This window comes from Ensifer sp. ENS07 (genome assembly GCF_014852185.1).
GTDB lineage: Bacteria > Pseudomonadota > Alphaproteobacteria > Rhizobiales > Rhizobiaceae > Ensifer > Ensifer adhaerens.
Genome location: NZ_JACVBE010000008.1, coordinates 119,875 through 143,247, shown reverse-complemented (window position 1 = coordinate 143,247; position 23,373 = coordinate 119,875). Strand labels below are relative to the sequence as shown.

Annotated in this window: 20 protein-coding genes; 8 read left to right on the top strand and 12 right to left on the bottom strand. The window is 62.7% G+C overall.

The window, feature by feature from the left end:
* Positions 1-78 precede the first annotated feature (78 nt).
* From IB277_RS23160 to IB277_RS23130, 7 genes are all read right to left on the bottom strand, one after another.
* Positions 79-1,020, bottom strand: coding sequence for an ABC transporter ATP-binding protein (locus IB277_RS23160; protein WP_060585664.1), 942 nt, complete (start codon positions 1,018-1,020; stop codon positions 79-81).
* Positions 1,017-1,832 (bottom strand): ABC transporter ATP-binding protein, encoded by an 816-nt coding sequence (locus IB277_RS23155; RefSeq protein ID WP_034789644.1) that lies wholly within the window; start codon positions 1,830-1,832, stop codon positions 1,017-1,019. Before IB277_RS23155 ends, IB277_RS23160 begins: the two co-directional genes overlap by 4 nt.
* Positions 1,829-2,731, bottom strand: a complete 903-nt coding sequence (locus tag IB277_RS23150) for an ABC transporter permease (protein ID WP_192371914.1) — start codon at positions 2,729-2,731, stop codon at positions 1,829-1,831. Before IB277_RS23150 ends, IB277_RS23155 begins: the two co-directional genes overlap by 4 nt.
* Complete coding sequence (locus IB277_RS23145) at positions 2,728-3,711, bottom strand: ABC transporter permease (RefSeq protein WP_034789647.1); 984 nt, start codon at positions 3,709-3,711, stop codon at positions 2,728-2,730. The genes IB277_RS23150 and IB277_RS23145 overlap by 4 nt, the downstream gene beginning before the upstream one ends.
* A 19-nt stretch (positions 3,712-3,730) precedes the next feature.
* Entirely contained in the window at positions 3,731-5,344 is a 1,614-nt protein-coding gene (locus IB277_RS23140) for an ABC transporter substrate-binding protein (protein WP_234798813.1), read from the bottom strand.
* 282 nt (positions 5,345-5,626) lie between these two features.
* Positions 5,627-6,520, bottom strand: coding sequence for a DMT family transporter (locus tag IB277_RS23135; RefSeq protein WP_192371912.1), 894 nt, complete (start codon positions 6,518-6,520; stop codon positions 5,627-5,629).
* Between the two features lie 111 nt (positions 6,521-6,631).
* Complete coding sequence (locus IB277_RS23130) at positions 6,632-7,561, bottom strand: sugar ABC transporter substrate-binding protein (RefSeq protein ID WP_192371910.1); 930 nt, start codon at positions 7,559-7,561, stop codon at positions 6,632-6,634.
* A 340-nt stretch (positions 7,562-7,901) separates the two neighbouring features.
* Here IB277_RS23130 and IB277_RS23125 point away from each other — a divergent pair, with 340 nt between their 5' ends.
* The gene (locus tag IB277_RS23125; protein ID WP_060606071.1) at positions 7,902-8,699 is read left to right on the top strand and encodes a C1 family peptidase; all 798 of its coding nucleotides are present in this window, start codon (positions 7,902-7,904) and stop codon (positions 8,697-8,699) included.
* A gap of 54 nt (positions 8,700-8,753) precedes the next feature.
* On the opposite strand, the gene IB277_RS23120 is transcribed toward IB277_RS23125, so the two are convergent.
* The 3 genes from IB277_RS23120 to IB277_RS23110 are packed head-to-tail and all read right to left on the bottom strand — an operon-like array spanning position 8,754 to position 13,752.
* Positions 8,754-11,909, bottom strand: coding sequence for an efflux RND transporter permease subunit (locus IB277_RS23120; protein WP_192371908.1), 3,156 nt, complete (start codon positions 11,907-11,909; stop codon positions 8,754-8,756).
* 26 nt (positions 11,910-11,935) lie between these two features.
* Positions 11,936-13,087 carry an efflux RND transporter periplasmic adaptor subunit gene (locus IB277_RS23115; RefSeq protein ID WP_082572805.1) on the bottom strand — a complete coding sequence of 384 codons (1,152 nt, stop codon included), beginning with the start codon at positions 13,085-13,087 and terminating at the stop codon, positions 11,936-11,938.
* Positions 13,088-13,143: 56 nt separating this feature from the next.
* Positions 13,144-13,752, bottom strand: coding sequence for a TetR family transcriptional regulator (locus tag IB277_RS23110; RefSeq protein WP_034789660.1), 609 nt, complete (start codon positions 13,750-13,752; stop codon positions 13,144-13,146).
* Between the two features lie 265 nt (positions 13,753-14,017).
* Here IB277_RS23110 and IB277_RS23105 point away from each other — a divergent pair, with 265 nt between their 5' ends.
* The gene (locus IB277_RS23105) at positions 14,018-14,986 is read left to right on the top strand and encodes a DUF808 domain-containing protein (protein ID WP_060519290.1); all 969 of its coding nucleotides are present in this window, start codon (positions 14,018-14,020) and stop codon (positions 14,984-14,986) included.
* Between the two features lie 76 nt (positions 14,987-15,062).
* Here the strand turns inward: IB277_RS23105 and speB are convergent, their stop codons facing one another.
* The gene (gene speB, locus IB277_RS23100; RefSeq protein WP_034789665.1) at positions 15,063-16,016 is read right to left on the bottom strand and encodes an agmatinase; all 954 of its coding nucleotides are present in this window, start codon (positions 16,014-16,016) and stop codon (positions 15,063-15,065) included.
* Positions 16,017-16,255: 239 nt separating this feature from the next.
* Between speB and IB277_RS23095 the strand changes: the two genes are divergently transcribed.
* From IB277_RS23095 to IB277_RS23080, 4 genes are read left to right on the top strand one after another with little or no spacing between them, the layout of a single operon-like run.
* The gene (locus IB277_RS23095) at positions 16,256-17,362 is read left to right on the top strand and encodes an extracellular solute-binding protein (RefSeq protein WP_034789666.1); all 1,107 of its coding nucleotides are present in this window, start codon (positions 16,256-16,258) and stop codon (positions 17,360-17,362) included.
* A 29-nt stretch (positions 17,363-17,391) separates the two neighbouring features.
* Positions 17,392-18,459, top strand: a complete 1,068-nt coding sequence (locus IB277_RS23090; RefSeq protein WP_234798796.1) for an ABC transporter ATP-binding protein — start codon at positions 17,392-17,394, stop codon at positions 18,457-18,459.
* An 11-nt stretch (positions 18,460-18,470) separates the two neighbouring features.
* Positions 18,471-19,388 (top strand): ABC transporter permease subunit, encoded by a 918-nt coding sequence (locus tag IB277_RS23085; RefSeq protein WP_192371906.1) that lies wholly within the window; start codon positions 18,471-18,473, stop codon positions 19,386-19,388.
* A 10-nt stretch (positions 19,389-19,398) separates the two neighbouring features.
* A complete protein-coding gene (locus IB277_RS23080) occupies positions 19,399-20,196 on the top strand; it encodes an ABC transporter permease (RefSeq protein ID WP_060519288.1) in 798 nt (265 codons plus the stop codon).
* A 52-nt stretch (positions 20,197-20,248) separates the two neighbouring features.
* On the opposite strand, the gene IB277_RS23075 is transcribed toward IB277_RS23080, so the two are convergent.
* Entirely contained in the window at positions 20,249-21,133 is an 885-nt protein-coding gene (locus tag IB277_RS23075) for a LuxR C-terminal-related transcriptional regulator (RefSeq protein WP_051659169.1), read from the bottom strand.
* A 385-nt stretch (positions 21,134-21,518) separates the two neighbouring features.
* Here IB277_RS23075 and IB277_RS23070 point away from each other — a divergent pair, with 385 nt between their 5' ends.
* Complete coding sequence (locus IB277_RS23070) at positions 21,519-21,896, top strand: cupin domain-containing protein (RefSeq protein ID WP_051659170.1); 378 nt, start codon at positions 21,519-21,521, stop codon at positions 21,894-21,896.
* A gap of 14 nt (positions 21,897-21,910) precedes the next feature.
* A complete protein-coding gene (locus IB277_RS23065) occupies positions 21,911-23,305 on the top strand; it encodes an FAD-binding oxidoreductase (protein ID WP_034789670.1) in 1,395 nt (464 codons plus the stop codon).
* The last annotated feature ends 68 nt before the right edge of the window (positions 23,306-23,373 follow it).

Genomic DNA, 23,373 nt, shown 5'->3' with positions numbered 1-23,373 from the left:
CCATGAGTGATTGGTCTCTGCGGCCGCCCCGGGGGCCAGCGCGTTTCTTGGGGAATGCGGGTCCTCGGTTCACATAGCTCACGTCGGCATTTGGCCAAGGGCACGGACGAAGTGATTCACGGTAACTTCTTCCACGTTGTCGGAGGCCGGACGGCTCTTTCGCCGCACGTCGTCGGCATGGGCAAGGAAGCGGGCGCTTTGCCCTGGCACAAAGGGGCGATCGGGGTCGGGGACCGCGGAAAGAAGCAGTTGCGTATAGGGATGGCGGGGATTGCCGATGACGGCGCTGGTCTCGCCCCACTCGACCATCTGCCCGGCAAACATCACCACGACCTCCTCGGCGATGTGGGCGGCCGTGGCTAAATCGTGGGTGATGTAGAGCATGGCGAGGTTCCGCTCGCGCTTGATGCGCGCGAGCAGTTCCAGGATGTCGAGGCGGATCGACACGTCGAGCATCGATGTCGGCTCGTCGGCAACGAGCACATCCGGCCCGACCGCAAGCGCCCGGGCAATGTTGACGCGCTGGCGCTGGCCACCGGACAGTTCGTGCGGAAACTTTCGTGCCGTCACATCCGCGTCCAGACCGACATCGGCGAGCAGACGCGCGACGGCAGCTTTCGCCTCGCCCCCGTTCTTGGCGTGACCATGCAAAAGCAGTGGACGCGCGAGGTGATGGTAGACGGAGAACACCGGGTTGAGTGAGGCGAAGGGATCCTGAAACACCATCTGGATCGCCCGCCGACGCGTCTTTTCGTCGGCCCTTCCTCCGGCCTGGGTAACGTCGGCGCCGCGAAACGCCATCGTCCCCGATGTCGGCGCATCGAGCCGCGCGACGATGCGGGCGCAGGTGGTCTTGCCGCAACCGGATTCGCCGACGAGCGCCAGCGCCCGGCCGGGCTTTAAGGCAAGCGAAATGCCGCGCAAAGCCTCGACGGTACCGAAGCTGCGCCTGATGTCCTTGAGGCGCACGATCGCGTCGTCTTCATCAGCCATGGTCGTCGTTAGCGGCATTACGTTCATTCGACGACCCCCAGGCTGCGGACGGATGAGGGCAGTTGCGGGATCGCGCCCCAGAGTTTCCGCGTGTAGTCGTGTTCCGGCGCACGGCTGATCTGCTGCGTGTCGCCGACCTCGACCAATTGCCCTTTGAGCATAACACCGATGCGATGGCAGAGCTGCGCCATCAGGTGCAGGTCGTGGGTGATGAACAGCACCGAAAAACCGAGGTTGCGCTGCAGGTCGACGAGTTGCTCCAGGATTTCCCGCTGCACGACGACGTCGAGCGCCGTCGTCGGCTCGTCCATGATGATCAGTTCCGGCTTCAGCGCCAGGCAGATTGCGATAACGATGCGCTGGCGCATGCCGCCGCTGAACTGGTGCGGATAGTCGTCGAGGCGGTTGATCGGGATTCCAACGAGCCGGAACATCTCCTCGGCCCGTGCACGGGCCTGCGGCCTGGTCGCGCCGGTGTGCTTGCGCAAGACGTCGAAAAACTGCGCCTCGACCCGCATCAGCGGGTTGAGCGAGTTCATTGCGCTCTGGAACACCATGCCGATCCGCCGCCAGCGCACGTTTTGAAGCAACGCTTCCGGCATCTTCAGGAGGTTTTGACCATCGAGCAGGATCTCGCCGCCGGCGACCCAGGCCGGCGGTTTTGACAGCCGCGTGATCGCATAGGCGATCGTGCTCTTGCCGCAGCCGGATTCGCCGGCAAGGCCGAAGAGTTCGCCGCGGCGCACCTCGAAGGAGACATCGTTAACCGCGCGGAAAGCGCCGTCGTCAAGCAGGTAATCGACGTTCAGGTTGCGGATTTCCAGGAGTGCATCGCTCATCGGGCCGCCTCCAGTTCGCGACGGCGCAGCCGCGTGAGACGCAACCAGCGGATGAGCGCCGGACCGGAGCGAAGCTGCGGATTGGCGATCTCGTCGAAGGTGAAGTTGATGAGCGCGAGACCAAGACCGACGAGCGCGATGCCCGCGGCCGGAACGGCGATGTCCCACCAGGCGCCGACGATGATCGCCGAGGAGTTTTGCGCATTGTAGAGCATGGTGCCCCAGGTCACCCGGAGCGGATCGCCGAAGCCGAGATATTCGAGCGTCGTCTGCGCGACGATCGCATAGATGATGCTGCCGACCACGTTGATGCCGATCAGCGGCACCAGATTGGGCAGGATCTCGACGAAGATGACCCGCCAATGCGGCTCGCCGACCATGCGCGCCGCCACCACGAATTCACGCTGCCGGAGCGCCATGGTCTGCGACCGCGTCATGCGCGCGCCCCAGGGCCAGGAGGTGAGCGCGATGATCGCCATGATCGCCATCGGCCCGACCGTGCCGGCAAAAGACGCAAGCAGGATCAGCAGCGGAATATTCGGTATGACAAGGACGGCATTGGTGGCGAGATCAAGCGTCGCATCCGTGCGGCCGCCGAAGTAACCGGCGACGAGGCCGACGATTGTGCCGAGCGCGGTAATCGCAAGGCCGGTGGCAAAGCCGACGGCAAGCGACGGCCTGGCACCCCAGACGAATTGCGAGAAGACGTCGCGGCCCATCTTCGTGGTGCCGAAGACATGCTCGACGGTTGGTGGCTGATGCGAACGACCGACGCGCTCGCTCGGATCACCCGGTGCTAGAACCGGCGCGAACAGCGCCATCAGGCAGAGCGTGAGAATGATGACAAGGCCGGCGACGGCTTTCTTCTGCCGCCAGAACAAGGAGACGCCCGCATTCATGCCCTGCCCTCCCTTATGCGCGGATCGACCACGCCATAGATGATGTCGACCAGAAGATTGGCGCCGAGCGTGGCGATCGTCATCAGCAGCAGTTGCCCCTGGATCACGGGATAGTCGCGGGCAACGCTTGCCGTATAGAGCGTCAGTCCGAGACCCGGATAGTTGAAGACGATCTCGGTCACGATCGAGCCGCCAAAGACCGCCCCCAGCATCAGCGCCAGGTTGGTGAGCACCGGCAGCATGGCGTTGCGCGCCGCGTAGCCGAACATGACGGCTGCTTCCGAGAGGCCCTTGGCTCGCCCCATGGTGACGTAGTCCTCACCGAGCACCGAGATCATGCTGGAGCGCATCGTCGTCTGAAACTCGCCAATCAGATAGGGCGAGAGCGTCAGCACCGGCATGATCGCATGCAGGAAGACGCTGCCGAAGAAGGTGAAGTTGAGCCCCGGGTCGAGGCTCGGATCATAGGCGTAGCCGACCGGCAGCAGCCGGAGCGTCACGCCGAAAGTGAAAAGCGTCGCAAGCGCGATGATGACGGGCGGAACGGCAATCAGCACCACCGAGAACGGCGAGACGAAACTGTCGAAACGCCCGCCACGGCGCCAGGCGGCGACGGCGCCGAGCAGCACACCGATGCAAAGAGAGAAGGTTATGGCGGTGACCACGAGAAACGCCGTCCACCCGGCCGAGCGGCCGAGAACTTCAAGCACCGTCTGCGGATAATACTTGACCGAGACGCCGAGATCGAAATGGGCGAGCCCGACGACATAGTCGACGAACTGCTGCCAGATCGGTTGCTCGATCGCACCGAAACGCGCCTTGATCGCCTCGATGGCCGCGGGCGTTGCCCGCGGTCCGAGTTGGGCGATCATGCTGTCGACGGGGGACCCCGGCATCAGCCGGGGAACCGCGAAGTTCATGACGATCGCGAAGAGGAACGCCACGCAGTAGACGGTAAGCCGTCGACGGGAAAGTCGCATCGCTGGAACCCGCTGCCGTTTATTGTACGGGCTTCAGGCGGAGCAGATGCACCAGCCGCATCCGGTTGTTGTCGTGATCCTCGGGGTTCATGACAGGCTCGTCCTTCGTCACCCAGCCGGTAAAGCGCTTGGTCGAGAACTGATACCAGGTCGGACCGTTGAAGACGGGAACGACGGGCAGGTTGTCGGCGACGATCACTTGCACCTGATCGAACAGCTTCTTGCGGTCGTCGTCCGTCGCCGCCCGGCGGTAATCATCGAAGACCTTGTCGAGTTCGGGGTTGGAATAGCGTGACGGCGCGCTGGTGATACGCCCACCGAAGCCGGTCGACAGCGACTGGAAGTAGCCGCGGAAAGGCGTCGGGCCGTCGGCACGCGAATTCATCACCGCCTCGAAGCTGCCGTCGAGGATCTGTTTCTGCCACTGCTCGTATTCGGGCGTTGCGACAGAGGCGTTGATGCCAATCTTGCGCAAGCCTTCGGCCGCGATCTGCACCGCGTCGATCCAGTCGGTCCAGCCGTTCGGCACGATGATCGGAAAGGCGATCGGTTTGCCGCTCGGCGTGGTGCGGAAGCCCTCGCCGTCCTTCTTGTAGCCGGCATCGTCAAGCAGCTTGTTGGCCTTGTCGATGTCATAGGCGAGCCACTCGTCCTGAGCACCCTCGGCGGCCTTGTTGCGCCAGCTGTCGAAGCGCGGCGGCAGACCGCTCGCATGGGTGTTGACGACGGGATAGCCGAAACCGGCGATATCGACCATCGCGGTGCGATCCATGGAAAGGCTGAAGGCGCGCCGGAACGTCATATCGTTGAAGGCCTCGGCGTTGCCCGGATTCGACGACTTGAAGTTCATCTGGAACGAAACGGTTTCGGCTGGAGGCTGCCAGTAGCCATTATGGTCAGGGTCGAGGCCGACATAGGTCTTGTCGATCTGCGGCAGGAACGAGCCGAACCAGTCGATCGAGCCCTCCGGCAGGAGCGCCAGCATCTGGTCGTTGCCGGAAATCTGCGGCAGCTTCAGGCAATCGACCTTCAGCGTCGCCGCGTCCCAATAGTTGGGGTTGCGGCACTGCTCGTAGACCTGGGGCGTGAAGCGGCGGATCTCGGTCATCGGGCCGGAGCCGACGGGCGTCTCGTTCTTGAAGGCCAGCGGATCCTTCACGTCCTTCCAGATGTGCTCGGGCACCACCGGGAAATCGGCAAGCGACTCCGGAAAATGCGTGTCGACATCCTTGAGGTTGATCTTCACCTCGGTCGTCGACGGCGCCTCCACCGAAGCGACGGTTTCGCCAACGCCGACGGTATCGACCGCCGGGTTCTTCAGCATCAGCTCGAGCGTGAATTTCATATCTGCCGAGGTGAGCGGCTTGCCGTCCGACCATTTCACGCCGTCGCGCAATGTATATGTGATCGACTTCAGATCGTCGGCAAATTTGTAGGCGGTCGCAAGCCGAAAGACCGGCTTGCCGCCGTCGTAATCATTGAAGATCACCAGCGGCTCGTAGACGAAATCCATGGTGCTCTGCCGCCGACCGCCGAGGTCGAACGGGTTGAAATTCTGCACCCAGCTCGTCTGCTCCTCGATGTGCATGGTGAGCACGGATTCAGCGCGGGCCTCAGCGGCGCCGATCATCATCAGCACGGACGCGACGCCAACAAAACGCCGTGTCGTTCCGCTCCTTCCGCCCCCCGGCGCGTTGCGCAAAGGCCGCATTTCCTCGACTGCCGTCATGACGAATTCCCCCTCAGGTTTCGTTGATCGAACTATTAAGTCAAGTAATTTGACTTAACGATAAGTCCGTCAAAGTCGCGCTGTCAATCGGGGTATTTTCGCCGAGACTAAAGTTATGGTCCGAACCGCCAAGTGGTATTTCGAACGAGAATACCACTTCCGAAATCTTGCGATTTGGCGGCTCTTTCAGGCGGCGGAATTTGGTCGGAAAACGACTTGGCCAAGCATCGCGAGCAGAATCACCGCGCAGCCCAGGATCTGGGAAAGGCTCAAGGGTGACCCCAGAAACGCCAGCGCGAAGACGAGAACCCATACCGGTTCGCAGCACATGATCACCGATGCCCGCGCCGCAGAGATCATCTGCTGGCCGCGAAACTGCAGGACGAAGCGCAGGCAGGTCGAGATCAGGATGCTTGCCAGAAACCAGCCCCAGATCGCGATCGAAGGGACTGCCGCGGGCATCTGTTCGACAGGCAGCGAGACCGCGAGGATGACCACCCCTGCGGCCACCAGCTGGATCGCGGCTGTGGCCACCGCGCCTACTTCGGTGGAATTGCGTTTGACCAACGCAATGCTCGCCGCCCAAAGCAGGGCCGAGACCACAAAATAGAGGTGAGCCACCTCCACCCGAGCGCCGGGGCCAAGAAACAGCAAGCCCATCCCGGCAAGCGCGACGGCGATCGAGATCCCGAGCGCTCGCCCGACCGGCCAGCCGAAGAACAGCAGACCGAAAACCGGCACCAGCAGGTTGCCGGTCGAGGTGATGAAGGCCGCAACGCCCGGGTTCGTCGTCTGTTTCAGGCCGAAAATCCAGGCCATCATGGCGACCGCAAGGGCGAGCGCGGCGGGAAGCAGCAGGCGCACCGCCCTGCCGAGTTCGGCAAAGGATGCGAACCTCGCCAAGAGACCGATCAGCAGACCGGCGATGACAAAACGGCTGCCGAGGAAGAGCAGCGGCGGAAACTCGGCAAGAGCGTGGATCGAAAACAGCCATCCGGCGCCCGCCACAAAGGCCGCGATCGCGATCTGCAGATCGGCAATCGGCTGGGAAGGGGGCTGGGCGGAACGATCAGGGGTCATCTGTTGGACACCAGAGAAGCCGAAAGGCCGTAGCGAGCGGCCTGCCGGCTTCTCTGTCGGTTACAACCGAGATCTACCAGTGATTGTTCGGATTGTGACAAGAACGGCCGTCTACTGGTTCGCCTTGGCGTAGTCCTTCATGTTCTCAGGTGTCACCAGTTCGAACGGAACCCAGATATGCCGTTCGGTCTTTTCCTCCCGCGCCAGGGCGACGGCGGCATCCATCGCGGTCGCGCCCTGCGCGATTGCGTTCTGGAAGACGGTGACGTCGAGATCGCCTGCGGCCATGGCGGCAAGCCCGTCCGGCGTCGCATCGATGCCACCGACCACCACCTTCGACATGTCGGTGCCCGCCGCTTTCATCGCCTGGATCGCGCCGATCGCCATCTCGTCGTTGTTGGCGATGACGGCATCGAATTCCCGTCCTGTCGAGAGCCAGTTGGTCATGATGTTGCTCGCCTCGAGGCGATCCCAGTTGGCGCTCTGTTCCTCGATCACGCTCATGCCCTTGCAGTCATCGGTGGCGATGACGTCGTGAATATCCTTCGTCCGGGTCAGCGACGAATGATTGTTGAGCGGTCCCATCAGCACATAAACGGAACCCTTGCCGCCAAGCAGCCGGCACACTTCCTTCGTTTCCAGCGTGCCGGAATCGATCTCGTTCGAACCGACGAAGGCGGCAGTCGCCGGGAGCGCATCTGCATCGGCCGGCGGGTGGTTGGCGTAGACGATCGGAATACCGGCGGCACTCGCCATTTTCGTCAGCGCCGGCGTGCCGTCGCCATCGACGGCAACCACGACGATCGCGTCGACGCCGGAGGATATGAAGTTCTGTACCTGGTCCAGCTGCTTGCTCGGATCGTTCTGGGCGTCCTCGACCTGAACCGAAACGCCATCGAGCTTGGCGGCGCGGTCTTCCATGCCCTGACGCAGGATCGTCAGGAACGCGCTATCGGAACGGGCAATGGTGATGCCGATGTTTTCGGCGTGAGCGGTACCAGCCAGCAGAACCGACATGGCGGCAAACAGCAACTTCCTCATTCGAAACCTCCCAAAGGAACAGATGACCTGTGAGTCATAAACGGAATACATGGTCCATTGAAAGTCAATAATGAAACATGCGTTTCATTATTGACTTTCAATGGAATGATCGAAACCCCGCGAAACTCGGGATTTTCGGCATGCAAAATCCTGATAAGATCTACCTATGAGTGCATCATCTTGATACGAGCGCCGCGTTTCCCGGGGAGATTTCGACTGCGCCTTCGGGAAACGAGGGAGCCGCTTTCGGCTGTGTCTCACCGGAAACGCCGGCGGCGCGCGACGCCTGTGACATCACGCCTTTAACCCACGCAACCCTCGCTGTCGGCAGGAGATCCCGATGACCGTACAGGAAGCAATCCTCAACTTCGGCTATGATCCCACGATCAAGGAAGATGGCCCGACGCTCCGGCCGCCGATACCCGCATCACTGCCGAGCGCGGCAACCGTGAACGCGCTCTACCTGCCGCCGCCCAAGGCGCAGGGCACACCGAGCCATGTCGGCAGCCCCGGCAGTTGCGCCGCCTGGGCCACGACCTACGGGCTTGCCACCTATTGGGCGGCCGTTTCGACCGGCGAAGCGCCGTTGCAGCCCCTGCGGCAGGCAAGTCCGGCCCATATCTACATCGAAGTGATGAAGAGCTACGGGAAGACGGGCTGCGCGGGATCACAACTGGCCTCCTATCTCAACCTGCTCAAGCAGCGCGGCACCCCGAACTGGAAGACGGCTCCCTATTTTCCGAATTGTCCCGAGCTGTGGTCGCGCTACGATCCCGGCGCCCTTCCCGACGACAGCTTCCAGATACCCGGCTGGGCGACGGTCGAGACCAGCGATCTCGACGCGATCAAGGCCGTCATCGTCGCGGGCGGAGCGCTCTGCTACGGCACGTCACTGAACAAGGGCTTCATGCAATATGAAGGGCCGGGCCCATTGAGAGGGCCTCTGGAAAAGTTGCCGAACACCGGCCATTGCATGTTGATCATCGGCTATGACGACGAGCAGCAGGCCATTCTCATCCAGAACAGCTTCGGTGAGAATTGGGGCTGCGAATGGAACGGGCGTCGCGGCTACATCTGGATGGGTTACGAGCTGTTCCAATGCCTCGCCCAGGGCCAGGCGATGTACATCACCGGCTGACGTCGGGCGGCTTGCCCGCCGCCCGATCTACCATCCCTGAACGGAGCCGTGGCCCTACTCCGCCGCCACGGCTGCGGGATAGGCTACGGTCTTCGTGTCCTCGGCCTCGAGGCTTTCCGGCGTCTCAGGCTCGACGGAGCTCTTCTTCGGTTCGCGACCGAAGAAGAGCGCATAGCCCGCCGGCAGAACCAGGATGGTCAGCACGGTCGCGACCAGAATGCCGCCCATCATGGCGTAGGCGAGCGGCCCCCAGAAGACACCGCGCGAGATCGGGATCAGCGCCAGCACGGCCGTCAAGGCGGTAAGCGTGATCGGCCGGAAACGCCTGACGGCGGAGCCGATGATCGCCTCGGCGCGGTCCATGCCCGCGGCGATATCCTGGTCGATCTGGTCGACGAGGATGATCGAGTTGCGCATGATGATGCCGAGCAGCGCAATGACGCCCAGGATCGCAACGAAGCCGAAAGGCGCACCGCTGATCAAAAGGGCAGCAGCCGCACCGATGATGCCGAGCGGACCGGTCGCGAGAACCAGCATCGCCTTGCCGAAATGCTGCAGCTGGATCATCAGCAGGATGACGATGACGCCGAGCATGATCGGCGCCTTGGCGGCGATCGAGGCCTGGCTTTCGGCAGAGTCCTCCGCGCCCCCTTGGATGGCGATCGAGTAGCCGGCGGGCAGGCTGTCGCGCAGCGGCTGCATTTCGCCAAACATCTTCATCGCCACGTCGTTCGGCTGCACACCATCCGGCAGGGTGCCGCGCACGGTGATCGTCGGCAGGCGGTCGCGGCGCCATTCGATGCCCTGCTCGAGCACCGGCACGACCTTGGCAACCTGCGAAAGCGGTACGAAGCCACCGAAGTCGGTCGGGATGTATATGGAGTCGACCGAACTCAGCAGCTTGCGGCTTTCAGCGGGCTCGCGGGCAACGATCGCCACCGTCTCCTCGCCATCGCGGAAATTGTCGAGCGGCGCACCCGTGACGCTTGCCTGCAGTATCTGGCGAATGCGCTGCGAGGTGACCCCGAGCGCGCGGGCGCGGTCCTGGTCGATCACCAGCTTCATGCCCGGCACCGGCTCCAGCCAGTCGTCGTGCACGGCGCCGAGCAGCGGGTTCTCGTGGAACTTCGCCTTGACGCGATCGGCAATACGCCTGACTTCGTCGCGATCCGGCCCCATGATGCGCATCTGCACCGGCCAGCCGGTTGGCGGGCCCAGGAACAGGCGATCGACCTTGGCGCGGATCGAGGGGAAGTCGGCAGCTAGAATTCCGCGCATCTTGGCGATCAACCGTTCGCGCGCCGGCTCGTCCTTGGCCATCACGAGAAGCTGGGCAAAGTTCGGATTGCGAAGCTGCTGGTCGAGCGGCAGGAAGAAGCGCGGCGCGCCCTCGCCAATATAGGTGGCGATGAAGCGCTTGTCCTCGTCGTCCATCATGCGGGCTTCGAGTGCCTTGGCCTGCTTCTCGACTTCCTTGATGCTGGTGCCCTCGGGCAGCCAGAGATCGACGAGGATCTCCGGCCGCGACGACTGCGGGAAGAAGTTCTTCGGAATGAACTGGAAGGCCCAGAGGCTGACGAAGAAGAGGGCGAGCGTCGTCGACAGCACGATGATGCGATGGCGCACGGCCCAGGTGACCGTCGTGCGCAGGCGACGGTAGAAGCGCGTGTCGAAGACGTCGTGATGATTGCCGGCGTGGCTGCGCTGCTTCAGGAGCATATTGCCGAGCCAGGGGGTGAAATAGACGGCAACGAACCACGAGACGACGAGCGCGATGCCGACCACGTAGAACAGCGAGCGCACATACTCCCCGGCGGTCGAAGCGGCAAAACCGACGGGAATGAAGCCGGCCGTGGTGATCAGCGTTCCGGTCAGCATCGGGAAGGCAGTGGAGGTATAGGCGAAGCTCGCAGCCTCGACCTTCACCAAGCCCTCTTCCAGCTTTCGTTCCATCATCTCGACCACGATCATGGCGTCGTCGACCAGAAGGCCGAGCGCAATGATCAGTGCGCCGAGCGAGATGCGCTGCAGGTCGATGCCGAGCTCGTACATGATGGCGAAGGTTGCAGCCAGCACCAGCGGAATGGTGATCGCGATCACCAGGCCCGAGCGCCAGCCGATCGACAGGAACGACACGACGAGCACGATCGCCAGCGCCTCGCCGAGCGCCTTCATGAATTCGCCGACGGCTTCCTTGACCACTTCAGGCTGGTTGGAGACCTGGTCGACCTTGACGCCATAGGGCAGCGACGCTTCGAAGTGCTGATAGGTCGCCTCCACCGCGTTGCCGACATCGGTCACCTTGAAGCCCTTGGCCATGACGACGCCGATCTGGACGCTGTCTTCACCGTTGAAACGGAATTTGCGCGAATAGGGATCTTCGAGACCGGAGCTGACCGTGGCGATATCGCCAAGTCGGGTGATCTGGCCGCCGGCGCGAAGCCTCAGGTTCTTCAGGTCCTCCACCTTGTCAAGACTGCCTTCGACCGAGATGCGCACCGAGCGCGTGCCGGTATCGACCGCGCCGGCCGGGTCGATGTTGTTCTGGCCGGCAATCGTGCTGCGCAGGTCGTTGAGCGTCAGCCCGCGCTCGGCCAGCGCATTGGATGAGACGTCGATATAGATCTTCTCCGGCTGGTCGCCGTTGATGACGGCCTTCTCGACGCCAGGCGTCGTCAAAAGCATGTCACGCGCCTGGATCGCGAACTTCTTCAGCTCCGGATAGCTGTAGCCTTCGCCGCTCAGCGAATGCAGCGTGATGAAGGTGTCGCCGAACTCGTCGTTGAAATAGGGACCGAGCAAACCTTCGGGCAGTTCGTTGGAGATGTCACCGACCTTCTTGCGGACCTGGTAGAAGGCATCCGCCACCTGTTCGGCATTGGTGTCGCCTTCGACCTGCAACGTGATGATCGCGCTGCCGGCACGCGTATAGGAGCGCACGAAATCGAGATGCGGCGTTTCCTGCAGCTTGCGCTCGATCTTGTTGACGACCTGGTCCTGCATCTCCTCGATCGAGGCCCCCGGCCAGAAGGCCTGCACGACCATCACGCGGAAGGTGAAGTCCGGGTCTTCCTTCTGCCCCATGCGCATCAGGCCGAAGACGCCGGCAAGGATGATGAGGCCGAACAGGAAGCGCGCCATGCTCGGGTGCGCGATCGCCCAGCGCGAAAGGTTGAAGGGCCGTTTTTCGTCGGAAGAGGAGGTGGTCATCGGCTCGGTTCCGCGGTTTTCGAGTGTCAGCGCAGGAGCGGGACTTCGGCCTGGGCCGAAGCGGAGTGCTGCGTCGTCGCGTTCGAGATCGTCACCTTGAGATCGTCGGCCATGAACTGCGTCCCGGCAGCAACGACAAGGTCGCCGACCTCAAGCCCATCGGTGACGCGCACGCCGTCAGCGGTGAAGTCGGAAAGCGTGACGGGACGGCTGCTGACGGTTTCGGTGCCGCGATCGACAACCCAGACGATGGTGTAGCCGTCCTTCTGTGCAAGCGCGCTCAAAGGGACCGAGACGTAAGGCTTGCCGTTGCCGGCCGACGCCTCGACGGTCGCGGTCATGCCGAGCAGAACCCGCGGATCGTTCGGCAGGCTTACCCGCACGGAAAAGGTCCGCGACTGCGGGTCGGCGCTGCCCGCCACCTCGCGTACCGTGCCGTCAAGCGACAACCCGGTGTCGGACCAGAGCCCGACCTTGACCGGCAGGCCGGTCTTGAAATTGGCGATCTCCGTCTCGGGCACGGCGACCTGCACTTCCTTTTCGCCTTCGACGGCGACAGTCGCGACAGGCGTGCCCGAACCGACGACCTGGCCGACATCGGCATTGATCGTGGTGACGATGCCCGGCCGGTCGGAGACGAGGTTCGTATAGGTCACCTGGTTCTCCACCTGCGACAGCGCCGACTTCGCAGCGTCGCGCGTCGCCACGGCCTGATTGTAGCTCAGCACCGACTGATCGAATTGGGCCTGCGAGGCAAATTTTCGGGCGAGCAGTTGTTCGGCGCGATCGCGCACCAGCTTGACTGTCTCGACCTGACGCTCGGCCGCTTCCAGATTGGCCGAAGCGCTGCGCACGGCGAGCTCATAATCGGTGGCGTCGACGCGGGCGAGCAGATCGCCGACCTTTACGCGGTCGCCGACATTGACGACCCGCTCGACGATCTTGCCGCTGACGCGGAAGCCGAGGTTCATTTCGGTCCGTGCCCGCACGGAGCCGGAATAGCTGAGCTGGCGGGCCGTGTCGGCCTCAGCAATCTCGACGACCTTGACCGGGCGCACCACCGCAGTGGCTTCGGTCTTTTCCTGCGAGCAGCCGGCCAGTGTCGCCGCGAGCATCGAGAGGAGTGCAGCAGTGGCAAAAAATGAAGTACGGCGGCGAAATTCTATGAGCTTAAACATGTTCGCACTCCCAAAACAGGCTGGCGCAGGCCGAAGCCGCGCCGGAAATATTTCTGCTAAATTTTCAATGCGTTGATCGCGAACTCGACCAGCTCTTCCGGGCTTGCGCGGTTCGTCTTGCTCAGACACTGGGCGACCATTTGCGGGTGGCAAAGCGTGACGGTCGCCGCCCCAAAGCAACGGGACGCGGCATCGGCGTCCTGGTCGCGAAACTCGCCCGCGGCAATTCCCTCGCGGATGACGTCGGCGAGGAGCGCGTCGATCCTGTCGATGTGCTTGTCGATGACGTGCCACTCGCGTTCGATGGCAACGATCACCATCTCGTGCACCTTCGTGTCGTCGAGCATCAGTTCGACCGTCATTTTGTGCTGTGCGTGGACGTAGCGGTGCAGGCGCTCGCTCGCGCTCAGCGGCAACTGGCAGATCTCCTGCGCCATCTGGTAGCTGGCCGCGAGCATGCGCGCGCAAAGCGCCTGGTGGATCTCGGTCTTCGAGGCAAAGAAACGGTAGATGTTTGCCGGCGACATGCCGAGCTCGCGGGCGATGTCGGCAACATTGGTCTTGCTGTAGCCGAAGTGCCGGAACAGCCCCTCCGCTGCATCGAGGATGCGCGTGATGTTGTCCTGCCGTGTCTGGTCGACGACGATATCGTTGCTCACCGGCATCGCTGGCCTTTCGATTTACGACTGACGAATTTCGTATTTCGTCAGTCGTAAATCGAAACGAGGTGTGCGTCAATGGCACAGTCGGGCGTGGTTGATCACGTTTTGAAGAACGAGCGAGACGCCCTCCTCTGGCACACGAGGGCCTCCGCGACGCAGACTGGGTGACGGGGTGCAACCGCGGCGCCGTTGACTCGACACGCTATGGTGGTTACTGGCGACTTAACTGCCGTGTTTTTCGGATTTCTCTCAAAGGGTTCAGCCATCGATGGCCACAGGTCTCATCGCCCTCCTCGACGACATCACTGCGATCGCCAAGATGGCTGCGGCCTCGCTTGACGACGTTGCCGCCCAGACGGTGAAGGCCAGCACCAAGGCCGCTGGCGTCGTGATCGACGATGCGGCCGTGACGCCACGCTATGTCGTTGGCCTGACGCCGGAACGGGAACTGCCGATCATCGCGCGGATCGCCTTCGGCTCGCTCAAGAACAAGCTGCTCTTCCTTCTGCCGGGAGCCCTTCTGCTCGGCTACTTCGCACCCTGGGCGATCACGCCGCTGCTCATGCTCGGCGGCATCTATCTCTGCTACGAGGGCGCCGAGAAGCTCTATGGTGCCCTCTTCCCCCATGCCGCCCACGCACATGAGGAAGCCGTGCTCGGCGCGACGAGCGATCCGGCAGCGCTCGAAAACGAGAAGGTTGCGGGCGCCATCCGAACCGACTTCATTCTTTCCGCCGAGATCATGGCACTGACGCTCTCGACCGTTGCCGACGCCAGCATCTACACACAGGCAGCAGTTCTGGCCGGGGTCGGCATCCTCATCACGCTTGCCGTCTACGGAGCGGTCGGCTTGATCGTGAAGGCCGACGACGCCGGCGTCGCGCTTGCCAAAAACCCCGTCGCGCTCCTGCGGCCGCTCGGCCGCGGACTGGTGCTCGGCATGCCCGTGTTCCTCAAGGCTCTCGCCGCCATCGGCACCGCCGCCATGCTGTGGGTCGGGGGCAGCATTCTCGTGCACGGCATGGCGCAACTTGGCGAGGCCGGGCCTGAACATTTCATCCACGACATCTCCGAGCATGTCGCGCAGGCGCTTCAGTTCGCGCCCGGGCTCGTCGGCTGGTTTGCGACCTCGGCACAGCAGGCACTGCTCGCCCTCGTCGTCGGCGCCATCACGATCGTCGTCTTGGGTAATGTCGTCGCGCCGATCTGGGGGCGTCTGCGCCCGGCAAAGCGCTAAAGGCGTTCGAAAGGTTTTCAGGAAAGGAGGCCGCCTCCGGCCTCCTGCCAATCCGCAATCAAGCTTGCCGGAGCCGTTACCGCTTGTACTTCACCCCCGGCAGCACGCAGAGCATTTCATAAAGCAGGTTCGCCGCGGTGATCGCGGTCGTTCCAGTCGTGTCGAAGGGCGGGCTCACCTCGACGAGATCGGCGCCGACCAGGTTGAGACCGCGGCAGCCGCGGATGATCTCGAGTGCCTGGATGACGGTAAGGCCCCCGATCTCGGGCGTGCCGGTGCCCGGCGCATAGGCCGGATCAAGGCTATCGATGTCGAAGGTCAGGTAGGTCTTGTGGTTGCCGATCTTCGCGCGGATGCCTTCGATCAGCGGCACCAGCGACTTGTGCCAGCATTCCTCGGCCGGGACGACGGTGAAGCCCCTGTCGCGCGACCAGTCGAAATCGTCGGAAGCATAGCCGGTGCCGCGCAGGCCGATCTGGAAGACGAGATTGGGATTGAGGCAGCCGTCCTCATAGGCGCGACGGAACGGCGTGCCGTGCGCGATCTTCTCGCCGAACATCGTGTCGTTGATATCCGCATGCGCATCGACATGGATGAGGGCGACCGGCCCGTGTTTTTCGGCAATCGCCTTCAGGATCGGGTAGCTGATCGTGTGATCGCCGCCGAGGGTCAGCGGGATACAGTCATGCTTAAGGATCTCGCGGATGCCGCGGGTGATGATCTCCATATTGGCCGGCAGGTTGAAGGTGTTGATGGCGATGTCGCCGATATCGGCGACCTGCAGGCTTTCGAACGGGGCGGCGCCGGTCGCCATGTTGTAGGGACGGATCATCACGGATTCCGCGCGGATCTGGCGCGGTCCGTAGCGCGTACCAGACCGGTTGGACGCGCCGATATCCATGGGGATGCCAACGAAGCAGGCGTCGAGGCCTTCAGCCGAGGTCGCGGTGGGAAGACGCATCATCGTGCCGGGGCCGCCGAAGCGGGGCATATCGTTGCCGCCCAGCGGCTGGTTGAATTTTTCGTCCATGGAAGTTCTCCCTTTCTGTCGCCGGAACCCTAGCAGCCATTGCCACCCGAGAAATGCCCTTCGATCGAACGTTACTTCGATCGCGGTCAAACAAACATGCCCGATGCGGCAAAGGCCGGCGTCGATTGCCGTTTACGACGCCGCCGCGTCTCCCACACCTAGCCAAAGGGAGTGTTGCCCTCAAAGGACCCGCCAATCACTTTGGCGAAAACAAAAATACGCTGTTCTTGGGAGGAACCATGCAAAAGTTAACCCGCACCGCCCTGCGCTCCATGTTCGCCGCGTCGCTCGCCGCCATTGCGGCCTCAACGACCGCCCAGGCGCAGGACAAGCTGTTCATCTACAATTTCTCCGACTACTTCGCCGAAGACACCGTTTCGAATTTCCAGGCGAAGACCAGCGTTGAAACTCGGGTGGACTTCTACGATTCCCTTGAAGTGCTTGAAACCCGGCTGCTTGCCGGCGGCAGCGGTTTCGACGTCGCCTTCCCGAGCGCCACGGTCGGCGAGCGCCTGATCCAGTCCGGCGCACTGAAGCCGATCGATGTCACAGCGCTCAAGAACTACGGCAATCTCGACAAGGACCTGTTGAAGCTTGTCGCCGAGCACGACCCGGAGAACAAGTATCTCGTTCCCTACATGTGGCTGACGACGGGCGTTGCCTACAACGCCAAGCTGGTCAACGAGCGCCTGCCCGAGGCACCGGTCAATAGCCTCGACATGTTCTTCAAGCCCGAGATCGCCCAGAAATTCCAGGACTGCGGCATCGGCATCGTCGATGCGCCGAACGAGGTGATCCCGATCGCGCTCAACTATCTCGGCCTCGATCCCTATTCCACACAGGCGGAGGATCTCGACAAAGCCAAGGAACTGCTGCTGAAGCTGCGCCCCTTTATCCGGCACATGCAAAGCGGCCAGCTCGTGGCCGACATGGCCTCCGGCCAGCTCTGCCTGGCGCTGATGTGGAGCGGCGACGCCGGCATTGCAGCGGCCCGCGCCGAAGAGGCGGAGACCGGTGTTGCGGTCGCCTACTCGATCCCGAAGGAAGGCACGATCATTTCCTTCGACACGATGGCGATCCCGGCCGACGCACCGGATCCGGAACAGGCGCTGGCTTTCATCGACTATATCCTCGAGCCGAAGACAGTCGCCGCGATCAGCAATCGCGTCTTTTACGCCAACGCCAATGCCGCGGCGACGGCAGAGGTCGACGCCGGCATCCGAGACAACCCGAACATCTATCCGCCTGCCGAGGTCCGTTCCAAGCTCTTCGTCGACAAGTCGCTGCCACCGCGCCAGACGCGCGAGCGCACCCGCGTCTGGTCAGCATTCCGGGCCGGCCAATAGGCCAACCGTCAACAGCAGGACCAGATCCCGTGCCATCCTATATTTCGATCGAAAACCTGGCGAAGTCCTATGGCGTCGTCACGGCCGTCAACAACATCAACCTCGGCATCGAGAGGGGCGAATTCTTCTCGCTCCTTGGGCCCTCCGGCTGCGGAAAGTCGACGCTGCTGCGGATGATCGCCGGCTTCGAGACGCCGACCTCGGGCGCGATCAGGTTGGAAGGCGCCGACGTCACCGACGTTCCGGCGCATCGGCGTCCGACCAACATGATGTTCCAATCCTACGCGCTCTTTCCGCATCTGACGGTCGGCAAGAACATCGCCTTCGGATTGCACCAGGACGGTCTCGACAAGAGCGAGATCAGGAAGCGGATCGACGAGGTCTCGGAAAAGCTGCAGCTGACCGCACTGCTCGATCGCAAGCCGGCGCAGCTTTCCGGCGGCCAGCGCCAGCGCGTGGCGCTCGCCCGCGCACTGGTCAAGCGGCCGAAGGTGTTGCTGCTTGACGAGCCCTTGGGCGCGCTCGACAAGAACCTGCGCACCGAAACCCAACTCGAACTCGTCCGCCTGCAACGCGAACTCGGCCTCACCTTCATCATCGTCACCCATGATCAGCACGAGGCGATGACCGTTTCCACCCGCATCGCCATCATGAAGCAGGGACAGGTGCTGCAGGTCGGCTCGCCGTCAGACGTCTACGAGGCGCCGCGGTCGCGCTACGTCGCGAAATTCCTTGGCGAAACCAATGTCTTTGCCGGCGGACGATCGGAACGCGATGGCGAAGAACTGCGGATCGAAAGCGATGAGGCCGGCGGCGGTGTCCGCGCCGCCTTCACCGACCGGGTGGCGCTCGACCGGCCGTTCTGGGTTTCGGTCCGCCCTGAACGGGTAGAGCTTACAACTTCGGGCAGCGGCCTCGAAGGCACCGTGGAACAGCTCACCTATACCGGTGTCGAGAGACACTACCGCGTGCGGCTGAAGTCGGGCGCGACGCTCGACGCGCGCCGGGTCAATCTCGGCGCCGAGAGCGATCTTCGCGTCGGCGACCGCGTGTTCGCAAACTGGCCGCCGCAGGCAAGCCGGCTGCTGGCCGAATAGGAGGTCGAACCTTGTCTTCCATCGCCCATTCTTCCGCAGCCGCCCCCTCCGCAAAGGCGAACTGGGGCAAGCGCCTGCTGATCGCCATCCCCTATGCCTGGCTGCTCGTGTTGTTCCTCGCGCCCTTCGCGCTGGTTGCCGGTATCAGCCTTTCGACCGTCCGCCTCGGCATGCCGCCATTCGAGCCGCTGACCGCCTGGGACGGCTCGATCCTGAACCTTAGGCTCAATTTCGAGAATTTCCTCTATGTGCTGACCGACGACACCTATCTTCTGGCGTATCTGACGAGCCTCAAGATCGCGGCGATCTCCACGGCTGCCATGCTCTTCATCGCCTATCCCCTCGCCTATGGCATCGCGTCCTGCTCGCCCTCCTCCAGGTCCCTGCTGGTCTTTCTGGTGATCGTGCCGTTCTGGAGCTCGATGCTGATCCGCGTCTATTCCTGGATGAGCATTCTCAGGAACGACGGTCTTTTGAACGCGCTGCTTTTAAAGATCGGGCTGATCAGCGAGCCGCTGCCAATCCTCAACACCGAGACGGCGATCTATATCGGCATCGTCTACACCTACCTGCCCTTCATGGTGCTGCCGATCTATTCGACCTTGAGCAGCGCCGATCGGACTTTGATCGAGGCGGCGCGCGATCTCGGCTGCTCGCGCATCTCCGCCTTCTGGCGGGTCACCTTCCCGTTGAGCCTGCCCGGCGTGCTCGCGGGCTGCGCGCTGGTCTTCATCCCGGTCGTCGGTGAATTCGTGATCCCGGATCTCTTGGGTGGCGCCGACACGCAGATGATCGGCCGCGCCATCTGGCTCGAATTCTTCAACAACCGCGACTGGCCGATGGCCGCTGCCGTGACCATCGTCTTGCTCGCTCTGCTGGTCGTACCGATCGTCTATTTCCAGTCGCGCCAATCGCGTGAACAAGGCTGAGGAGCAAGCCATGACAAAACCAAGCTGGTTCAATCGGCTGTCGATCCTGTTCGGTCTTGCCTTCCTCTATCTGCCTATCGTCGTGCTCGTCGTCTACAGCTTCAACGGCTCGAAGCTCGTGACGGTCTGGGGCGGCTTCTCCACCCAATGGTATGCGACTGTTCTCAACAATCCCTCGATCATCGAGGGCGCGAAAGTCAGCTTCCTGGTCGCGGCGGTCTCGGCCACCGCCGCCACCCTTCTCGGCACGCTTGCCGCCGTCGTCATGGTGCGGCTGCGTCGCTTCCGTGGCCGGGCACTGCTGAACGGCATGCTGCTCGCCCCGATGGTGATGCCCGAGGTGGTGATGGCCGTGTCGATGCTTCTGATGTTCGTGACGCTCGGGATCGACCGCGGGCCGCTCACCATCACGCTGGCGCACACCACCTTCACGCTCTGTTTTGCGACTGTCGTGCTGCAATCGCGGCTGGTCGAACTCGACCCGTCATTGGAGGAGGCGGCGCGCGATCTCGGCTGCCCTCCGGCAAAGGCGTTCGTCAGCGTCGCCTTACCGAACATGATCCCGGCGCTCGTCTCCGCCTGGCTGCTGTCCTTCACCCTGTCGCTGGACGACCTGGTCATCTCGAGCTTCACGACCGGGCCGGGTGCATCGACCCTGCCGATGAAGATCTATTCACAGATCAAGTTCGGCGTGACGCCGGAGATCAACGCGATCTCGACGATTATCCTCGGCATCGTCGTGTTTGGATTGGTGGCCGCTCAACTGGTCTCGCGGCGCTCCGAACAACGGGTGAGCGCCGCGGCTTGAGGTAACTCTGAGGAAGATAGACTTCCCCGGAATTCCCGACAAATGCGCCGGGTCAGTGCGGCCTCAGCGCGCCAGCCGGCGAAAGATACGTGGCCAGCGGATCCTCGAAGGCATTGCTTGCCGAAGACACGGCATCGATAAACAGCGAGAACAATGCCGTCTGCGAAGTGATGTCGAGCTTGGCGTAGAGGTTGCGGCGATGCAGCTTGACGGTCGCCGGCGAGATGCCGAGCTTTTCGGCAGCACCCTTGACCGAGTAACCGCGCAGGATCATCTGCGCCACCTGGCACTCGCGATCGGTCAGCAGGCTGCGGCCAAAATTGCGCACCGCCTGCGCCAGGGCGCTTTGAAGCGGCGAGCCGTCGTCGCCCAGGCCTTCGGGTCTGAGGTCGCGATAATGCCGAAGCACGGCCATGCTGATGAGCGGCGCCGCATTCTGCAGGAAATCCTGATCTTCGCCGCTGAAGGCCGCGTGCGCATGGCGGCGCGCCAGAGAGATTGCGATCTTCGTGTCGGCATCGATGCCGATGAAGACGTTGAATTCGTCGTGCAGGCCCGAATGCCGGTAGTAGTCGCGGTAGTACTGCGACCGGTCGAAGGACGGATCGATTTGCCGCAGGCGATAAAGCCCGTCGTCGCCATTGTCGAGCGCCAGCCGGTAGAACGGATCCATCCGGTACGGCCCCTGCAGATAGGCGCGAATATCCGACAGCCCCCTGTCCGTGCGCCAGTCGTTAAACAGGATCTTCGGCGCGGCGTCGCGTCGATAGAGGAGCATCAGACCGGCATCGATCGCAATGTGCCGCTTGAGCGAATGTGTCAGCCGGTCCTGGAAATCCGAACGGCCCACCCCCTCCATCAGCGACAGCGCCAGATCGCCTACACCGGACACCTGCTGCGCCGGCGCGCAGACTTTGATGATCGTATCGTCGTTCATATTGTTCTCCTCCAAGCGCAGACTAGGCGAAGGTTGGGTTGGTCGCAAGTAACGGAATTTCACTACGGGATTTCCAAAACTATCTTTTGGCGAACCAAAACAACGGCATAGGTGGCCGACATCCGGCGGGGCAAGGCCTTGCGGCGCGGCACGGATGGCCCGCCTCGGAGCGAACCTAGCCCTTTGGCGTATTCCGAGCAGCGATACCGACGCCTAGAAAAATGATGCAAGCCGCACAGTAGATCCGCGGCAGGCAAGGCGGCACGTGACTGTCGAGACGGCATATTGATCTCGGACATCCCATCGTTCCGTAGAAGAATGAAACAACGAAACCCTGGCGCGCGGCCGATCGACTTGGCGCTCGTCTTTCTGAACTGGAGTGAACATGTCGAAGGTCATCAAACTCGGGCGCGATGGTGTCGGCCTCAACGCGCTTGAAAAATGCAGCGTCGTGCCGCCGGAGGCGATCCTTTCGGGCTTTGCGGACGAGCTCGGCGACGTTCATTTCGAAAGCCCCGATAAGGCCGTCGTCATCGGCACGTGGCAGTCGACGCCCTATGCGGAAATGCTCTCCTATCCCGATGGCAATGAATACAGCGTCATCCTCTCTGGCAAGGTCGCGATCACCAACCCGGATGGCTCGGTCGAGACCTTTTCGGCGGGCGAAAGCTACGTGCTTCCAGCCGGCGTCGAAGTGCGTTTCGAAGTGCTGGAGACGATGCGCAAGGTCTACGTCCTCTACACCGCCCCTGCCGCGAAGTGATGTGAGCCGTCCTCATGACCCAGGTAAGAAACAAAGCCCTTGCAGACGTGACGATGACGCCCTTCTGGCTCGACCGGCCGGATGCGCCCGAGCCGCGAGAGCGACTGACGCGTCATCTGAAGGCCGACCTTCTCGTTGTGGGTGGCGGCTTTACCGGGTTGTGGGGCGCCATCCAGGCAAAGCAGCGCCAGCCCGAGATCGACGTCATTCTGATCGAGAAAGGCTCGGTCGCCAACGGCGCCTCGGGTCGGCCGGGCGGTGTCGTCTCAACCTCGGTCATGCACGGGCTGTCGAACGCCGTGCGCATTTTCCCGAAAGACATCGCAGCGCTCGAGAAGCTCGGCCAGGAGAACATGCACGGCTTTCTCAAGACGCTTGAGGAGCATGCGATCGACTGTCATGCCGAGTGGGGCGGGGAGCTAACGGTCGCGGTCGACGACGCCCATATCGAAGCGCTGCACGAGGAGCACGAGCTTCACCTGAAGTACGGCCACCAGGCGGTCTTCCTCGATCAGAGCGCCGTCCGCGCCGAAATCAATTCGCCGCGCTACAAGGCCGGCGTCTGGTCGAAGCATATCTGCGGCACGGTGCATCCGGCGCTGCTGGCGTTCGGACTGAAACGGGTCGCGCTCACGCTCGGCGTACGGATCTTCGAAAACACCGAACTGACAGGCCTTGAAGACCTCGGCGACCGGATGAAGGCACACGCGGCTTCCGGCAGCGTGACCGCGCCGAAGGTGCTGCTCGCCACCAACGCCTTTGCCGCCGGCCACAGGAAGATCAAAAACAGGGTCGTCGCCGTGCGCGATCGGGTGCTGGCGACAGAGCCCCTGTCAGCGGAGCAGATGGCAGCGATCGGCTGGAGCCATCGTCAGGGCGTTTACGACACTCGCACCCAGATGAACTACATGCGGCTCACCAAGGACAACCGGATCATCTTCGGCGGCCGCCTCGCCTATGCCTTCGCCGGCGATCCGTTTCCGTCGATCGACCGGGAACTCGATACCTATGAGCCCCTTGCCGCCGCTTTCTTCGACACCTTTCCACAGCTCGAAGGCCTGCGCTTCAGCCATGCCTGGAGCGGGCCGATCGACCTCAGCACCCGCATGGCCGTACACTTCCAGCGTTACCATGACGAAAAGGTCGTTTATGCCGGCGGCTATTCTGGCTTCGGCGTCTCGGCCTCACGTTTCGGCGCGCGCATAGCGCTCGATATCCTCGACGGCTCGAAGACCCCGGAGAGCCGGCTGGATTTCGCCACCAGCCTTCCGAATACGATCCCACCCGAGCCGTTCCGCTGGCTCGGCGCCCAGATCACCATGTATGCGCTCGACACCGCCGACAAGTCCGGTGGCTGGCGCAGGCCGTGGCTCAAGATGGTCTCGGCCATGGGCTTCCCGCTCAGTTGATCATGCGTTTCCCGGCGGCTTCAAAGGGCAAGCGGAGCCGAGACTTTCGGCTCTGCCACCGGGCGATG

What these genes read in the sequence shown, in the direction of transcription:
- IB277_RS23160 (WP_060585664.1), bottom strand. Translation starts at nt 1,020, where the DNA reads ATGAACGTAATGCCGCTAACGACGACCATGGCTGATGAAGACGACGCG.
- IB277_RS23155 (WP_034789644.1), bottom strand. Translation starts at nt 1,832, where the DNA reads ATGAGCGATGCACTCCTGGAAATCCGCAACCTGAACGTCGATTACCTG.
- IB277_RS23150 (WP_192371914.1), bottom strand. Translation starts at nt 2,731, where the DNA reads ATGAATGCGGGCGTCTCCTTGTTCTGGCGGCAGAAGAAAGCCGTCGCC.
- IB277_RS23145 (WP_034789647.1), bottom strand. Translation starts at nt 3,711, where the DNA reads ATGCGACTTTCCCGTCGACGGCTTACCGTCTACTGCGTGGCGTTCCTC.
- IB277_RS23140 (WP_234798813.1), bottom strand. Translation starts at nt 5,344, where the DNA reads ATGATGATCGGCGCCGCTGAGGCCCGCGCTGAATCCGTGCTCACCATG.
- IB277_RS23135 (WP_192371912.1), bottom strand. Translation starts at nt 6,520, where the DNA reads ATGACCCCTGATCGTTCCGCCCAGCCCCCTTCCCAGCCGATTGCCGAT.
- IB277_RS23130 (WP_192371910.1), bottom strand. Translation starts at nt 7,561, where the DNA reads ATGAGGAAGTTGCTGTTTGCCGCCATGTCGGTTCTGCTGGCTGGTACC.
- IB277_RS23125 (WP_060606071.1), top strand. Translation starts at nt 7,902, where the DNA reads ATGACCGTACAGGAAGCAATCCTCAACTTCGGCTATGATCCCACGATC.
- IB277_RS23120 (WP_192371908.1), bottom strand. Translation starts at nt 11,909, where the DNA reads ATGACCACCTCCTCTTCCGACGAAAAACGGCCCTTCAACCTTTCGCGC.
- IB277_RS23115 (WP_082572805.1), bottom strand. Translation starts at nt 13,087, where the DNA reads ATGTTTAAGCTCATAGAATTTCGCCGCCGTACTTCATTTTTTGCCACT.
- IB277_RS23110 (WP_034789660.1), bottom strand. Translation starts at nt 13,752, where the DNA reads ATGCCGGTGAGCAACGATATCGTCGTCGACCAGACACGGCAGGACAAC.
- IB277_RS23105 (WP_060519290.1), top strand. Translation starts at nt 14,018, where the DNA reads ATGGCCACAGGTCTCATCGCCCTCCTCGACGACATCACTGCGATCGCC.
- speB (WP_034789665.1), bottom strand. Translation starts at nt 16,016, where the DNA reads ATGGACGAAAAATTCAACCAGCCGCTGGGCGGCAACGATATGCCCCGC.
- IB277_RS23095 (WP_034789666.1), top strand. Translation starts at nt 16,256, where the DNA reads ATGCAAAAGTTAACCCGCACCGCCCTGCGCTCCATGTTCGCCGCGTCG.
- IB277_RS23080 (WP_060519288.1), top strand. Translation starts at nt 19,399, where the DNA reads ATGACAAAACCAAGCTGGTTCAATCGGCTGTCGATCCTGTTCGGTCTT.
- IB277_RS23075 (WP_051659169.1), bottom strand. Translation starts at nt 21,133, where the DNA reads ATGAACGACGATACGATCATCAAAGTCTGCGCGCCGGCGCAGCAGGTG.
- IB277_RS23070 (WP_051659170.1), top strand. Translation starts at nt 21,519, where the DNA reads ATGTCGAAGGTCATCAAACTCGGGCGCGATGGTGTCGGCCTCAACGCG.
- IB277_RS23065 (WP_034789670.1), top strand. Translation starts at nt 21,911, where the DNA reads ATGACCCAGGTAAGAAACAAAGCCCTTGCAGACGTGACGATGACGCCC.